Consider the following 15,910-nt stretch of genomic DNA (forward strand, 5'->3'; position numbering starts at 1 on the left):
TTGCGATGGCAATCACCAGCTCCCACATCCTCGTCTGCCGTACCGACAACATCGGCGATGTCGTGCTGACGCTCCCCATGGTCGCGCGTCTACGCCAGCTTCATCCGCATGCCCGCATCAGCTTCCTTTGCCGCCGTTACGCCGCGCAGGTCGTGCGCTATTGCAGTGATGTCGATGCGGTCGTAGAACTGGAGGAGGTGCAGGACGACCTTCAGGGATACCTGAGGCATTCGGGGGTTGATACCATCATCATCTGCCAACCTGATCGCCCCCTGGCGATTGCCGCCTTCAAGAGCCGCATTCGCCATCGCATAGGCAATGCCCGGCAGAAACTGTATCTGCTGTTCTATTGCAATCGCCGAGTACGTTTCAGCAAAGGCCTGTCGGAAAACCACGAAGCACAAATCAACTTCGAATTTCTCAAGCCGCTGGGCGACAGCACCATCCCCGATCGCGCGCAGATTCCGGGCCTGTATCATTTTTCGATCCCCCATGACGCCGACATTGCACGGCGTCTTGGCACGGCGGGCTTCAACCTGATCCTGCACACGAAATCGAATGGCCATGGACGGGAATGGCCCGTCGAATCGTTTCTCGCCCTGGCACGCAGCCTCGTGGCGCAGCATGAAGTTACCCTCTGGTTGACCGGTAGCGAGCAAGAAGGCGCATGGCTCGAGTCCCATGCCGCCGATCTGGTCGCCATGCCGAACGTGCGCAACGTGTGTGGCAGCATGGACCTGGCAGGATTGACGCGGTTTATTCACCAGGCCGACGGTCTGATCGCCAGCGGCACCGGTCCGTTGCACCTTTCGGCTGCCATCGGGCAACGTACGCTGGGATTGTTTCCGCCAACGCGTCCCATGCACCCGGGACGCTGGGCAGCGTTGGGACCTCGTGCCGAAAACCTCTGCGTGGCAGCGCAGGCTTGTCCCGGCTGCGAAAAACAACCCGGCCCCACCTGTGATTGCATGCGCGCGATCACACCGGACATGGTGCTCGGCGTGGTTCAACGCTGGATCGCCGAAAAGGCTGCCACGGCAGCATGACCGAGGCGATGAGGCCATGCTAGGCGGGTAGGCTGTCCAGCACCGCCTGAACCGGAATGTCCTTGACCCAACCATCGCGGTGATCGACCATCACGACCTTGGCGTTGGCGGCGTCGAGCGGCACCCATTCCGGGCTCAACTGGCGCATCAGCGCGATCACCGGCACGCCGACTGTCTGGGCCAGGTGAATGGTGGCCGTCTCGACTGAGATAATCAGGTCGCATTGCGCCAGCATGGCGGGCAATTCGAAGAAATTGTCGGTCGCGCTGAATACGCCGGTCCGCGCCAGCCCGCTGTCGCGCAAGCTTGCCTGGCATTGCTCGCGCTGCTGAGGCAGGCAGTTGAGCACGAAGCGGGCATCGTGCCAGCCTGGGGTCGACTGCATGGCCCGCACCAATTCGAGCGCGCGCGAAAATGGCCAGGAGCGCTCGTCCTGCTTGGAAAACGGATTGATGAAGACCCGCCTGGTCTTGCCCTCTTCGCATGCATCAAGGCTGGCCCACGCAGCGGCTCGCTGCAACCATGGCGATGGTATGGACATGACCGGCATGCGCTGCGCGGCCGTCATCGGCATACCGAACAGTTCAAGGAACCAGTTGGCATATATCTGGCTGATATGAACAGCGTGCGGGGGACGATCCTGGAGTACTGCATCGAGCCGGCCGAAGGTGCGACGTTTGACCAGGTCGAACGGCTTGAACGGCTTGCCGATGGCCACGACAAAGCCGTGCGGGCTGATGCGCCGGACCAGGCGCGCATAGAAAGTGCGACGCGAGAGCCCGAACGAGATAACGATCGGATAGCGTTGGCGCCGGGCTTGTCGCAACGATGCCGCAAACGAAAAAGGACTGTAGGTACGGCGATAGACGTGTGCGATGTAGGGTTCGTTGTCGAGCCAGTCGAACAAGGAATAACTGCGTAGCGCGGCCCACTGGCGATAGTCGATGGTGCGCCGCAGTTCGTCGACCCAGATGTGGATGGCGATATGCGGATACGCCGCGTGAAACGCCGCAAAGCAGCGCGACATGTAGGTAAAGTCTCCCAAGGCAAGATGGGCGACAAACAGCACCTTGTCCGCGCGCTGGAGCAATGACGGGGCAATGATGGGTGGCATGTGCGCTTGGTTCATTTGACGACTTCCGTGCCGATGGCACTCCCCGGGAAACCCTGCCTGGTTCCCGCCGCCTTGCGACGCAGGATGATGGCAACGAAGACGGCCATGCTCATCGGGTAGAAAATATCGCAGATGCGCCACATCAACATGACGTCCACCAAGCCGAACGCGGCATAGCCCAGGCACAATGTCAGGCCCATCAGAGCGGCGCGACGAGTTTCGGAGTCGCGTGTGCGCACATGTCCGATGAAGAACCAGAACGGTCCCGCATAGATCGCCAGCAATCCCAGCATGCCGAACGTGCCCAGGGTGGCCATGTTGAACAGGAATTCATTGTGCGAATGCGGCAGGTTGGCGGCATCGCTGGTGAGAACGCCCTGCTCGTGCAGGCGCTCCAGCGCGGCCGGAAAATTGCGCGGGCCCACGCCGAAGGCTGGATGCTCACGAAACAGGATCCACGCGCCCTTCCATAACTGTAGCCGCAGGCCCAGCGAGGTATCCCTGTCGACGCCACTGTCGAACTTGTTCATGTCTTCGACCGCTTCGGATACCCGCAGCTGTACGGTGTGCGTCTGTCCCGCGAGGCCGATGCCGACGGCGAGCGCCAAGGCAGTCACACCCGCGACCCGCTGCCATGAGCTATTGCGCAAGGCGCCGGCCAGGCCCAGGACCAGGAACAAGGGCAAGGTCACCCAGGCTCCGCGCGTTTGCGAAATGAAGATGTTTTCCAGCGCGACCAGGCAACCGCCCATCAGCAGCCACTGCACCCACCTCGCGTCCCTTTCCCAGCGCACAGCCAGAAGGGCGAACATGCCCAGCAGCAGCACCAGTTCCGAATAAGCGATGATGGGGACGAAATCGATTACCGACACGCGATCATCGCCGCCACGGGTGAACGTATAGAGCTTGACCGTTGCGATGACGACACCGATGGCGAAGGACCACCTCAACCGTGAAAGATAGTGCACGGGCATGCGCAACGCTATCCACAGCAGCAGGCAAAACATCGCCATGCGCGAGGCATTGTCATACGATTTGATATGGACCGTACCGGCAGATATCTCGTAACACAGGATCGCGAGCGTGGTGCCGCTCATGCACAGGTAGAGCGGCCACAGCCTGGCCCACGGCCGGATCTGGTCGAACTTGCCGCGAAGCGCCAGGCGCCCGATATCGAACACGGCCGGCAGTACCAGTGCATAGAAGGCAAAATTGCCGGTTTTGGAAAAAGCCAACCCGGTAGAGAAAAACAAAAAAAAGAGAACAAAAATGGTTCTGCTCCCCCAACGGCGCGTTCTCATTTACCCAAGGTCTCCGCTCTCAATATTCCACCACGACCGCTTCCTTGCCAAACGACGCCACCAGCGTAGTCTGCAAGCTGTCGCTTGGATTGATGCGCCAGTTGTCGCCCAGCATCACTTCGCAGCCGGCGTCGTCGCGCAGGTAGCGCATGACGAACGGCAAGCCCTGGTCCTGGCGGTGCGCCGATAGCGTCTCGCGCAGCAGTGCCGGGTCGACCGCCTGCTTGAGCTGCACCACCATGCGCACGCCGTACTGGATCCGCGCCGCGCCCAGGTCCATGACCTTTTCGGCCGATACCCGCAAACCGCCATTGAAGCGGTCTTCCGATACCCGTCCCTGCAGCACCAGCAGTTCGTCTTCCTTGATCAGGTGCTTGATCGGCTCGAAGACCTCGCTGTAGATGCTGGCTTCGATCACGCCGGTGCCGTCGTCGAGGGTGCAGATCACCAGCTTGCCGCGCTGGGTCATCTGCACCCGCACGCCGGTGATGATGCCGGCCAGGCTGCGCGGCTCGCGCGACGGCTCCAGGCTCGATATCTTGGTGCGCACGAAACGCCGCACCTCTTTTTCGTAGGCCGAGAACAGGTGCCCCGACAGATAGAAGCCGAGCGCGCCCTTCTCTTCGGTCAGCCGCTGCTTGTCGCTCCAGGGCAGCACGTTGACATAGTCGAGCGGCGCTTCGAGGTCGCTGTCGTCGCCACCGAAGAGACTGACCTGGTTGGCCGACTTCTCGGCCTGTTCGGCGCTTTCCCAGGCCAGCGGGACGCTCGCCTGCAGCACCGCGCGATCGACCTTGAAGCAGTCGAAGGCGCCGGCACGGATGAGCGAATCGATGGTACGGCGGTTGATCTGCTTCTTGTCGACGCGCTTGGCGAAGTCGAACAGGTCCTTGAAGGGGCCCGCCTTGCGCGCCTCGATGATCGATTCGATCGCATTCTGCCCGGCGCCCTTGACCGCACCCAGGCCATACCGGATCTGGGTCGCCTTCTTGCCCGGCTCGCCGACCGGCATGAAGCGGTAATCGGACTGGTTGATGTCGGGCGGCAGGATGGTGAGCTTGCAGATGTCGAGCGAATCCTCGATCAGGATCTTGACCTTGTCGGTGTCTTCCATGGCCAGCGACAAGTTGGCGGCCATGAACGCGGCCGGATGGTGCGCCTTGAGGTAGGCGGTGTAGTACGACAGCAGCGCATAGGCGGCCGCGTGCGACTTGTTGAAGCCGTAGCCGGCGAACTTCTCCATCAGGTCGAAGATCTCGTCGGCCTTCTCGGCACTCAGGCCGTTCTTGCCCGCACCTTCGCGGAACAGCTCGCGGTGCTTGGCCATTTCCTCGGCCTTCTTCTTGCCCATTGCGCGTCGCAACAGGTCGGCGCCGCCCAGCGAGTAGCCGCCGATCACCTGCGCCATCTGCATCACCTGCTCCTGGTAGACCATGATGCCGTAGGTCTCGGAGAGAATGCCCTCGGTGCGCGGATCGGGATAGTCGAACGCTTCGCCATGCTTGCGCTTGCAGAAGTCGGGGATCAGGTCCATCGGGCCCGGGCGATACAGTGCCACCAGCGCGATGATGTCCTCGAAGCGGTCGGGACGCGCGTCCTTGAGCATGCCTTGCATGCCGCGGCTTTCCAGCTGGAACACCGCCACCGTCTTGGCCTTGGTCAGCAGGTCGTATGAAGCGCGATCATTGAGCGGCAACTTGGCCAGGTCGAAATCGGCCATGGCCGGGTCGAGCTGGCGGATATAGCGCTCGGCGCGGTCGAGGATGGTCAGCGTGGTCAGGCCCAGGAAGTCGAACTTGACCAGGCCCACGGCTTCGACGTCGTCCTTGTCGTATTGCGACACCACGCCGGCGTCACCGCCCTGGGTGTAGAGCGGGCAGAAGTCGGTCAGCTTGCCGGGGGCGATCAACACGCCGCCGGCGTGCATGCCGATGTTGCGGGCAATGCCTTCGACCTGCTGGGCCAGGCCCATCAATTGCTTGACCTCTTCCTCGTTGTCGAGCCGCTCCTTGAGCATCGGCTCTTCTTCGATGGCGTCGGCCAGCGTCACCAGCTTGCCCGGCTTGAACGGGATCAGCTTGGAAATGCCGTCGCAGAAGTTGTAGCCCAGATCGAGCACGCGGCCCACGTCGCGCACCGCGCCCTTGGCCGCCATGGTGCCGAAGGTGGCGATCTGCGATACCGCTTCCTTGCCGTAGCGATCCTTGACGTACTGGATGACGCGGTCGCGCCCTTCCTGGCAGAAGTCGATATCGAAGTCGGGCATCGAGACCCGCTCGGGATTGAGGAAGCGCTCGAACAGCAGGTTGTAGCGCAGCGGATCGAGGTCGGTGATGGACAGGCTGTAGGCCACCAGCGAACCGGCGCCGGAGCCCCGGCCAGGTCCCACCGGCACGCCGTTGTTCTTGGCCCACTGGATGAAGTCGGCCACGATCAGGAAGTAGCCGGGAAACTTCATCTTGATGATCGTATCGTTCTCGAACTTCAGGCGCGCCTCGTAGCGCGGGCGCTCCTTCTCGCGCTCGGCCTCGTTGGGGAACAGGTGCAGCAGCCGGCTTTCGAGTCCGGCCTGGGTCTGCGCCACCAGGAAGTCGTCGATGGTCATGCCGTCCGGCGTGGGGAAGTCGGGCAGTTGCGGCTTGCCCAGTTCCAGCACCAGGTTGCAGCGCTTGGCGATCTCCAGCGTATTGGCCACCGCGCCGGGCAGGTCGGCGAACAGCGCCAGCATCTCGGCCTGCGACTTGAAGTACTGCTGGTCGTTGAAGCGTCGCACGCGGCGCGCATTGGCCAGGATCTCGCCTTCGGCGATACAGGTGCGCGCCTCGTGGGCGATGAACTCTTCGGTCGATTGGAACTGGATCGGATGGGTCGCCACCACCGGCAGCCCCAGCCGCGCGCCCAGCGCCACCGTCTGGCGCACCTGGAGCTCGCCGTTGGCCTGGCCGCAGCGCTGGATCTCGAGGTAGAAACTGGCGGGGAATATCTCGCACCAGCGTCGCGCGGCCTGCTCGGCCTGCGCCAGGTTGCCGTTGTCGATGGCCTGGCCGATGTCGCCGCCATGGGCGCCCGACAGCGCGATGAGGCCATTGCCGCCGTCCTGGTGGCGCAACGCGTCGAGCCACTCGATGCGCACTTCGGCGCGCCCCTTGTAGATGTTTTCCAGCCAGGCCTTCGACAGCAGTTCGCACAGCTGCAGGTAGCCCTTGTGGTTCTTGACCAGCAGCAGCAGGCGCGACGGCTTTTCGCGGTCGAGCTCGTTGGTGATCCAGATATCGCAGCCGGCGATGGGCTTGACGCCCTTGCCACGGGCCGCCTTGTAGAACTTGACCATGCCGAACAGGTTGGCGAGGTCGGTCACGGCCATGGCCGCCTGGCCATCCTTGGCGGCGGCCTTGACGACATCATCGATGCGCACCAGGCCGTCGACGATGGAATACTCCGAGTGCAGGCGGAGGTGTACGAATTGCGGTGTAGTCATGGGGCGACATTCTACCGGAGCCAGGGCCTTCCCTGCCGTCGCAGTGCCCGGCTTTTTCGTCGTGCGCGGCGCGTCCCCGGTGCGCGCGTCCTGCGGCGGCCTTGATCTGCGTCACGGAACCCGCCGTTAGCCTTGATGCACGCCTGGGCGCGCGTATAATGCTGAGAATTCAAAGACTTAGAGCAAAGAACCATGCAGTCCCCGGATACCCCATACGTCAATATCGCCGCCTACAAGTTCGTGACCTTCAACGACACGGTCGAGAAGCGCCCGCAGTTCCTGGCGTTTTGCCAGAAGCACAACCTGCGCGGCACCGTGCTGCTCACGCCCGAAGGCATCAACCTGTTCCTGGCCGGCCTGCGCGCCGACATCGATGCCTTCCTGGGCTGGCTGCGCACCGATGCCCGCTTTGCCGACATCGTGGTCAAGGAAAGCTTTTCCGAAAAGCAACCCTTCACCCGCATGCTGGTCAAGCTCAAGGCCGAGATCATCACCATGAAGCATCCGCTGATCAAGCCTGAAGAAGGCCGTGCGCCGTTCGTGCAACCGCACGACCTCAAGCGCTGGCTGGACCAGGGCCATGACGACGACGGCAAGCCGGTGGTGATGGTCGAGACCCGCAACGCCTTCGAGGTCGATGTGGGCACCTTCGACAACACGGTCGACTACCGCATCAACAAGTTCACCGAGTTTCCCAAGGTGATCGAAGAGCACAAGGCCGACTTCGAGGGCAAGACCGTGGTGACCTTCTGCACCGGCGGCATCCGCTGCGAAAAGGCGGCGATCCACATGCAGAACATCGGCTACGACAGCGTCTATCAGCTCGAGGGTGGCATCCTGCGCTACTTCGAGGAAGTCGGCGGCGCCCATTACACGGGCGACTGCTTCGTGTTCGACTACCGCACCGCGCTGAGCCCGGACCTGAAGGAATCGGCCACCGCGCAGTGCTTCGCCTGCCGTGCCGTGGTCACCCCACGCGAGCAGCTGTCGCCCGACTACGTGCCCGGCAAGTCCTGCCCGCATTGCGCCTCGGCCCAGCGCGCCGGCTCGGATTCGACCGCCGCATCCCCGGCCCGGGCCTGAGTCCGGCCGGCGGTGCACCATGCAAAAAGCCGCGCGGTCGATGATCGCGCGGCTTTTTCAATGCCCGGCCGGCTTACTTGCCGAACTTACTTGCCGAACTTACTTATCTAACTTATTTATTTGCCTAACTTATTTGCCGAACCTGGCCGCGGTCTGTGCCACGCGCGCACCAAACAACTTGGCCGTTTCCAGGTCGCCTGGCAACGGTCCTTCTTCCGGTGACGAATCCGACGGGCTTTGTGCCATCAGGCCCGAGAAGGAACCGACGAAGTTGATGTCGTTGCGCTGCGCGGCCTTGGTGTTGGCCGGCATGAGGCCGGTGCCGACCCAGATCATGCTGTGCTGCATCGACAGCGTGAACAGGTAGTGCAACGTCGACAGCTTGTCGCCGTTCATGGTCGCCGAATTGGTGAAGGCGGCGCCGATCTTGTCCTTCCACTTCTGGCCGAACCAGGGCTTGGACGAGGCGTCGGCGAACTTCTTGAACTGCCACGATACCGTGCCCATGTAGGTGGGCGAGCCGAAGATGATGGCGTCGGCCGCATCCAGCGTGGCCCAGTCGGCATCGGTGATGTTGCCTTCCGCATCGATGGCGATCAGCTCGACGCTGGCGCCGGCGACCGAGGCCGCGCCGGCCTGCACGGCTTCGGCCTGCTTCTTGGTGTGGCCGTAGCCGGAATGGTAGACGATGGCGACTTTGCTCATGATGTTTCCTTCTCGAGTGGGAGTTTGGGTGAGTTAAAAAAAACCGCCGGGTGATCGGGTCCGGCGGGTGCTGCGGGTAAGCTTCCTGCTTAGTGTGGCAGGTCGAACACCAGCACTTCGGCATGGTCGCCGCCGCTGATGTCGAGCTGGCCGACATCGGTCAACTTGACCGCGTCGCCCGCTTCCAGCGCCTGGCCATTGACGCTGACCTTGCCGCGCGCCACATGCACATAACCCAGGCGGCCGGGAGCCAGTGTATAGCTGGCGGCTTCGTCACCGTCGAACAGGCCGGCATACAGCGAGGCGTCCTGGTTCATGCTGACCGAACCATCGCGACCGTCTCCGGACGCGACCAGGCGCAGCCGGCCCTGCTTGTCGGCGGCCGAAAAATGGGCCTCCTGGTAACCCGGCTCGGCACCGGCGCGGTCGGGCATGATCCAGATCTGCAGGAAGTGCGTGGTGCCGGTCTGCGAATGGTTGTATTCGGAGTGACGCACGCCGGTGCCGGCGCTCATGCGTTGTACGTCACCGGGACGGATCACGCTGCCGTTGCCCATGCTGTCCTTGTGCGCCAGTTCGCCGTCGAGCACGTACGAGATGATTTCCATGTCGCGGTGGCCGTGGGTGCCGAAACCCTGGCCGGCGGCCACGCGGTCTTCGTTGATCACACGCAGCGGACCGAAGCCCATGTGCTTTGGATCGTGATAGTCGGCAAAGGAGAAGCTATGGTACGAATCCAGCCATCCATGGTTGCCGTGGCCGCGCTCGGTGGATTTACGAATTTGCATCATGACAACACTCCTTTTCGGTAATTCTGTACGCTTCGGAATTGATTCGTACAAATTGTTTGTCGATGTGCACACTATAGACACTATCTTTTTCCCAGATAAGGTCTTAAATTCATACGGTTCATTCAAATATTTTAAACAAGTGGAGCTGGTGTGAACCTGACCCTGGAATCCCTGCTGATCCTGGACATGATTGACCGCAAGGGCAGCTTTGCGGCTGCGGCCGTGGCGCTGGACCGCGTGCCCTCGGCACTGACCTATAGCGTGCGCAAGCTGGAAGACGACCTCGATGTATTGCTGTTCGACCGCCGTGGCCACCGGGCCCAGCTCACGCCTGCCGGGCAACAGCTGCTGCATGAAGGGCGGCACCTGCTGCTGGCCGCCAACGACCTGGAGCAGCGGGTCAAGCGGACCGCCACCGGGCGCGAGACCGAATTGCACATCGTGCTCAACAGCCTGGTGCCGTTTGCCAAGATGCGACCGATCATCGAGGCGTTCGACCAGGAGCAATCCGGCACCCGGCTGCGCTTCACCCCCGGCGTGCTGACCGGCGCCTGGGAAAAACTGATCGAGGGACGCGCCAACCTGGTCATCGGGGTCACCCTGGACGGGCCGGAAGTGGTGCGCACCAGCGGCCGCTTCCAGATGCAGGAACTGGGCGCGGTCGACTGGGTGTTCGCGGTGGCCCCGCATCATCCGCTGGCCGGCGCCGACCAGCCGCTGGCGGCTGAACTGGTGCGCAGCCATCGCGCCATTGCCGTGGGCGACAACAGCCAGTCACTGCCGACCTTGACCATGGGCCTGCTGTCGGGCCAGGAAACGCTGACCGTGGCCAGCGTGGCCGACAAGCTGGAAGCGCAGCTGGCCGGCCTGGGCTGCGGCCACCTGCCGCGCATCTGGGCCGCTCCGTACCTGGCCAGCGGTGCCTTGGTGGAAAAACAGACCCAGTCCGCCAAGCCCAACGACAACTTCATGGTCGCCTGGCCCAAGGCCGAGCAGGGCAAATCGCTGAAGTGGTTCATCCAGCACCTGGCTCGCCCGGAAGTGCGGGAGTCGTTATTGGGGCCGGTCGCGGCGCCAGGCCAGGCATGAGCGCTCGTGGCTACGTGGGGCGCTTCGCACCCTCGCCTTCGGGCCCCTTGCACGCCGGCTCGCTGGTGGCGGCACTGGCCAGCTGGCTGGACGCGCGCTCGCATGGCGGATCCTGGTTGCTGCGTATCGAAGACATCGACGAGACCCGCACCGTGGCCGGTGCCGCCGATGACATCGTCAGCACGCTGTCGGCCCTGGATATGCACTCCGACGGCCCGGTGCTGGTGCAGAGCCAGCGCCGCTCGCGCTATGCCGCGGCCCGCGAGCGACTGGGCCCGGCGGTCTACCCCTGCGGCTGCAGTCGCAAGGAGATCGCCGATTCACGGCTGGGGCTGGCCAGTGATGGCGCGGCCATCTACCCCGGCACCTGCCGCGCCGGGCTGGCGCCGGGCAAGATTGCCCGCACCCAGCGGCTGCGGGTGCCAGAGGCGGGCCAAGCGGGCGAGCTGGTGCGCTTCGATGATCGCTGGCTGGGACTGCAACAACAGCATCTGGCGCGTGAAGTGGGCGACTTCGTGCTGCAGCGGGCCGATGGCTTCTGGGCCTATCAGCTGGCGGTAGTGGTGGACGACGCCGAACAAGGGGTGACCGACGTGGTGCGCGGTGCCGACCTGCTCGATTCGACCGCACGCCAGATCTACCTGCAATCACTGCTGGGTTATCCCACGCCGCGCTACCTGCACGTTCCGTTGTTGATGAATGCCCAGGGCGAGAAGTTTTCCAAGCAGAACGGCGCCCAGGCACTGGACCTGTCGCGGCCCGTGCAGGAGTTGCAACGCGCCGCCGGCCTGCTCGGCCTGGATACCACGGCGGCCACCAGCCGCGAGCGCTTCTGGGAGCTGGCCCTGGCGGCCTGGGCGGCGCGCTTCGCACGCCGCTGAGCCCATGAAAAATGCCGCGCGAACATCCGTCCGGCGGCATTTGGAGGCCAAGCCCTGCGCGTGCGATCAGCGCTTGGGCATGCCACCCAGCAAAGCCGCCACCTTGGCCTTGGGCCGGTTCGACTTGGCCAGGTCCGGCTTGGTCGAGACCGTCTCTTCGACCGACGGCTCATAAGGCTTGAGGAACCATGGATCGGCTTTCTCGCGACGCATCGAGGGCGCACCGCCTTCGCGATGCCGATCGCCCCGCTCGGCGCGGGCCGGGCGTTCGCCGCGTTCGGAACGCTCGGCGCGCTCGGGACGCCCACCGCGCTCGCTGCGCTCGGCGCGTTCGTGCCGTGCACGCGGGGCAAACCCGACCAGCTCGGCGCGTTCGAACTTCTTCTTGATCAGTTTCTCGATGTCGGTCAGCAGGCGCTCGTCCTTGTCGCAGAACAGCGAGATGGCGTCGCCCGATGCGCCGGCACGACCGGTACGGCCGATGCGGTGGACGTAGTCCTCGGCGTTGTAGGGCATGTCGTAGTTGATCACGCAGGGCAGATCGGTGATGTCCAGCCCGCGCGCGGCCACGTCGGTGGCCACCAGCACTTCGATCTGGCCCTGCTTGAACGCTTCCAGCGCGGCCATGCGCTCGTTCTGGGTCTTGTCGCCGTGGATGGCCGAAGCCTTGACGCCTTCGTTTTCCAGCTGGCGCGACAGGCGCGAGGCGCCGATCTTGGTGTTGGAGAAGACGATCACCTGCTTCAGGTTGCGCTCACGGATGATGAACGACACCGCATCGGCCTTGGCGCTTTCGTCGACCCGGTAGATGGTCTGCGTGACGCGCTCGGCCGTGGCATTGCTGCGCGCGACTTCGATGGTCACGGGATTATTCTGGAAGCTGCCTGCCAGCTTCTTGATCTCCGGCGAGAACGTGGCCGAGAACATCAGGTTCTGGCGCTTCTTGGGCAACAGGTTGATGATGCGCTGCAGGTCGGGCAGGAACCCCATGTCGAGCATGCGATCGGCCTCGTCCATCACCAGGATCTGGGTCTGGGACAGGTTGACCGTCTTCTGCTGCACGTGGTCCAGCAGCCGGCCCGGGGTGGCGATGACGATCTCGACACCGGCCCGCAGGGTCGCCGTCTGCGGTGCCATGTCGACCCCGCCGAAGACCACCGTCGAGCGTAACGGCGTGAAGCGCGAGTAGGCCTTGACGTTGTCGGCGACCTGGTCGGCCAGTTCGCGGGTAGGCGTCAGGATCAGTGCACGCACCGGATGGCGCGCCGGAGAGGCGCTGGTGCTGGCATGGGCCAGCAGCAACTGGATGATCGGCAACGAGAAGCCGGCGGTCTTGCCGGTACCCGTCTGGGCTGCACCCATGACATCGCGCCCCTGCAACACCACCGGAATGGCCTGGGCCTGGATCGGGGTGGGATGGACGTAGCCTTGCTCGGTGAGAGCCCTCAGGATATCTGGCGAGAGGCCGAAATCTTCAAAGCGGACTGCTGGTGCAGCCGGTGCTGCTGACGCGGACGTAGTGTCGGACATGGTGATTGGCGAACGGTGCGACAGCGCCGCGGCAGCCGGTCTTCAGGCTCCGGCTCCGATGCATGGGGTGCATGCGCACGGGTTCGATTGCTTTCAGTGTTGAAGTATTACGCGAGACCGGACCGATCGCCGATCGCTCGCTGCGGATGCTGCAAGAAGTCATTCGACCTCGACCAGGCCAGCTGCAGCCAGCGCCTGGAAGACCGCTATTATACGCCGCATCGCCCGGGGCTTCATGACAGTTTGCTGGCATGCACCCCGAAGGCGGCAAAAATGACGACGTGATTGCCACTCTGGCAACAATCAACCGATGGTGATGTTGATGTCCGGCAGGCCATCGACATGGCCTTGCAGGCGGTCGCCCTTGACCACCGCCCCCACCCCCTCGGGGGTGCCGCTGAAGATCAGGTCGCCGGGCGCCAGCTCGACCAGGCCCGACAGGTAGGAAATGGTCTCGGCCACGCTCCAGATCAGGTCCGACAGGTCACCCTGCTGGCGCAGCTCGCCATTGACCTTGAGCCAGACCGCGCCCTTGGCCGGGTGGCCGGCCTGCGCCACCGGCAGCAGCGGACCGCACGGGGCGGACTGGTCGAAACCCTTTGCCATGTCCCAGGGACGCCCCATTTTCTTGGCTGCGGCCTGGATATCGCGCCGGGTCATGTCCAGTCCCACGGCATAGCCGAACACCAGCTCGAGCGCCTTGTCGACGGCGATATCACGTCCGCCGCCGCGCAGTGCCACCACCATCTCGATCTCATGGTGGTAGTCGGCGGTACCGGCCGGATACGGCACCACCGAGTCGGTCGGCACGATCGCGTCGGATGGCTTCATGAAGAAGAACGGCGGCTCGCGGTCGGGATCGTGGCCCATCTCGCGGGCGTGGGCGGCGTAGTTGCGGCCCACGCAATAGATGCGGCGTACCGGGAAAGGATCGCCGCCCAGCACGGGGATGGTGGTCTGGGCGGGTGCGGCAATGGCGAAACTCATCAGGAAAACTCCAAGGTGGATGATGCCGGTCGCCCGGCACTGTCGGATGCAACCAGCAAGTGTAAGAGAAATCGGCGGGTGTTGCAGGCGCGCGGCTGGCGGCGCATGGCGTGGACCTCGAAAATTTACCAATTCAATTAACTGGAAAATTCGACGTTAATTTGGGACACTTGCGAGATTGCCTGCGATTGCTTATCGCAACGGCCCGCGTCGGACCGAATAAACCCCACCCACCGATACCATGTCCCAGCCAGCAAACGCCGCCACGCTCCAGTTGCAACAAGCCTTGGCCTTGCACCAGAAACAACAATTTCCCGCGGCCGAAGAGCTGTACAAGAAGGTGCTCAAGAAGGTGCCCCGCCACTTCGAGGCCAATTACCTGTACGGCATGCTCAAGCTGCACAAGCAGGACTGGGAAGGCGCGCAGGAGCAACTGGCGCTGGCCATCAAGCTCAATCCGGCGCATGTGGATACCTATTTCGATCGCGCCACGGCGCTGCAGCACCTGGACCGGCAGGTCGAGGCCTTGCAATCGCTGGACCGCGCACTGGCGCTCAATCCCGATTTCAACGAGGCGCGCCTGGCCCAGGGCAGCAGCCTGCGCCAGATCGGCCGCGCCGGTGCGGCGCTGGACGCATTCGACCGGGTGCTCGAGAGCGAACCGGGCAACGCCAACGCCTGGTTCCAGCGCGGCAACGTGCTGCACGACCTCAAGCGCCTGGACGAAGCGACCCAATGCTACGAGCGCGCCATCGAATTGCAACCCGACTTCGTCGAGGCACTGTTCAACCTGGCCAATACCCAGAAAGACACGGAGCAGCTGGAGCAAGCACTGCAGACCTACGAGCGCGCGGTCAAGGCGGCACCCGACTTTGCCATTGCGCTGGTCAACCGGGGTTATGTGCAGTCCCTGCTGAACCGCCCGCAAGAGGCGCTCGATAGCTACGAACAGGCAGCCCAGATCGACAACAACCTGCCCGAGCTGTGGTTCAACCGCGGCGCCACGCTGGAAGACCTGGGACGTCACGAAGAAGCACTGGGCAGCTACCAGCGCGCCCAATGGCTGGACCCCGACGGCGCATCGGCACACTGGAACGAGGGCCTGATAAGGCTGTTGCAGGGCCACTATGCGGCCGGCTGGGAGAAATACGAGTGGCGCTGGCGCACCGAACAGATGAGCCATCTGCAGCGCCAGTTCCAGGAACCGCTGTGGCTGGGCGAGGAACCGCTGCAGGGCAAGACCATCCTGCTGCATTCGGAGCAGGGTTTTGGCGACACCCTGCAATTCTCGCGTTATGTGGCCCACGTCGCCGCCCGCGGCGCCTGGGTGATCCTGCAGGTGCAGCCGCAGTTGCGTGAGCTGATGCTGAACCTGCCGTGCGTGATCGAAGTGCTCAGCACCGACGAGACACCCAAGCTGCCGTTCGACTTCCATTGCCCGCTGATGAGCCTGCCGCTGGCTTGCGGTACGCAGAGCGACGACGATATCCCGCGTGCGCCCTACCTCACCGCCGATCCCCGCAAGTGGGCCGCGTGGTACCAGCGCCTGCCGCAAACCCACGCGTTGCGGGTGGGCTTGGTATGGGCCGGCAGCGCGGCCACCACCAACGCCTCGGCCACGCGCATCGACAACCTGCGCTCGGTACCGTTCGATACGCTGGCACCGATCGTGGAACTGGCCCGTCAATACCCGGCGCTGGAGTTCTATTCGCTGCAGGTCGACCCGGCCGCCATCGCCCAGTTGCAGGCGCATCCGCTGGCAGACCTGGTCAGGGATTGCTCGCCCGACCTGAACGACTTCGGCGACACCGCCGCGCTGGTGTCCAACCTGGACCTGGTGATTTCGGTCGACACCGCCGCCTGCCACCTGGCCGGCGCGCTGGGCAAGCCGGTATGGCTGGGCAA

General features: G+C 63.7%; 12 protein-coding genes. 5 read left to right on the forward strand and 7 right to left on the reverse strand.

Annotated features, from left to right (window positions below):
- Positions 1–5 precede the first annotated feature (5 nt).
- A complete protein-coding gene (locus PMI40_RS15095; RefSeq protein WP_008116963.1) occupies positions 6–1,046 on the forward strand; it encodes a glycosyltransferase family 9 protein in 1,041 nt (346 codons plus the stop codon).
- A 19-nt stretch (positions 1,047–1,065) separates the two neighbouring features.
- Here PMI40_RS15095 and PMI40_RS15100 read toward each other — a convergent pair whose 3' ends face one another.
- Genes PMI40_RS15100 through dnaE form a run of 3 tightly spaced genes read right to left on the reverse strand, consistent with a single transcriptional unit; the run spans position 1,066 to position 6,939 of the window.
- Positions 1,066–2,175 (reverse strand): glycosyltransferase family 9 protein, encoded by a 1,110-nt coding sequence (locus PMI40_RS15100; protein ID WP_008116964.1) that lies wholly within the window; start codon positions 2,173–2,175, stop codon positions 1,066–1,068.
- Positions 2,172–3,461, reverse strand: coding sequence for an O-antigen ligase (locus PMI40_RS15105; protein WP_008116966.1), 1,290 nt, complete (start codon positions 3,459–3,461; stop codon positions 2,172–2,174). Before PMI40_RS15105 ends, PMI40_RS15100 begins: the two co-directional genes overlap by 4 nt.
- A 19-nt stretch (positions 3,462–3,480) precedes the next feature.
- Positions 3,481–6,939 (reverse strand): DNA polymerase III subunit alpha, encoded by a 3,459-nt coding sequence (dnaE, locus tag PMI40_RS15110; protein ID WP_008116968.1) that lies wholly within the window; start codon positions 6,937–6,939, stop codon positions 3,481–3,483.
- 192 nt (positions 6,940–7,131) lie between these two features.
- Between dnaE and PMI40_RS15115 the strand changes: the two genes are divergently transcribed.
- Positions 7,132–8,022, forward strand: a complete 891-nt coding sequence (locus PMI40_RS15115) for a sulfurtransferase (protein ID WP_008116969.1) — start codon at positions 7,132–7,134, stop codon at positions 8,020–8,022.
- 129 nt (positions 8,023–8,151) lie between these two features.
- Here PMI40_RS15115 and PMI40_RS15120 read toward each other — a convergent pair whose 3' ends face one another.
- Together PMI40_RS15120 and PMI40_RS15125 are read right to left on the reverse strand one after the other, a co-directional pair.
- Complete coding sequence (locus tag PMI40_RS15120) at positions 8,152–8,727, reverse strand: flavodoxin family protein (protein ID WP_008116972.1); 576 nt, start codon at positions 8,725–8,727, stop codon at positions 8,152–8,154.
- An 89-nt stretch (positions 8,728–8,816) separates the two neighbouring features.
- The gene (locus tag PMI40_RS15125) at positions 8,817–9,518 is read right to left on the reverse strand and encodes a pirin family protein (RefSeq protein WP_008116974.1); all 702 of its coding nucleotides are present in this window, start codon (positions 9,516–9,518) and stop codon (positions 8,817–8,819) included.
- Between the two features lie 150 nt (positions 9,519–9,668).
- On the opposite strand from PMI40_RS15125, the gene PMI40_RS15130 reads away from it, so the two are divergent.
- Entirely contained in the window at positions 9,669–10,607 is a 939-nt protein-coding gene (locus PMI40_RS15130) for a LysR family transcriptional regulator (protein ID WP_008116975.1), read from the forward strand.
- Positions 10,604–11,488: a tRNA glutamyl-Q(34) synthetase GluQRS gene (gluQRS, locus tag PMI40_RS15135; protein WP_008116977.1), complete on the forward strand. Its 885-nt coding sequence runs from the start codon at positions 10,604–10,606 to the stop codon at positions 11,486–11,488. The genes PMI40_RS15130 and gluQRS overlap by 4 nt, the downstream gene beginning before the upstream one ends.
- A 66-nt stretch (positions 11,489–11,554) precedes the next feature.
- Here gluQRS and PMI40_RS15140 read toward each other — a convergent pair whose 3' ends face one another.
- Both PMI40_RS15140 and PMI40_RS15145 read right to left on the reverse strand, forming a co-directional pair.
- The gene (locus PMI40_RS15140; protein ID WP_008116980.1) at positions 11,555–13,018 is read right to left on the reverse strand and encodes a DEAD/DEAH box helicase; all 1,464 of its coding nucleotides are present in this window, start codon (positions 13,016–13,018) and stop codon (positions 11,555–11,557) included.
- A 303-nt stretch (positions 13,019–13,321) separates the two neighbouring features.
- Positions 13,322–14,005 (reverse strand): fumarylacetoacetate hydrolase family protein, encoded by a 684-nt coding sequence (locus PMI40_RS15145; protein ID WP_008116982.1) that lies wholly within the window; start codon positions 14,003–14,005, stop codon positions 13,322–13,324.
- A 241-nt stretch (positions 14,006–14,246) separates the two neighbouring features.
- Between PMI40_RS15145 and PMI40_RS15150 the strand changes: the two genes are divergently transcribed.
- A partial coding sequence (locus PMI40_RS15150; protein WP_008116984.1) for a tetratricopeptide repeat protein occupies positions 14,247–15,910 on the forward strand: 1,664 nt, incomplete at its 3' end.

The organism is Herbaspirillum sp. YR522, from assembly GCF_000282575.1.
In the GTDB taxonomy this organism is placed as follows: Bacteria; Pseudomonadota; Gammaproteobacteria; order Burkholderiales; family Burkholderiaceae_D; genus Herbaspirillum.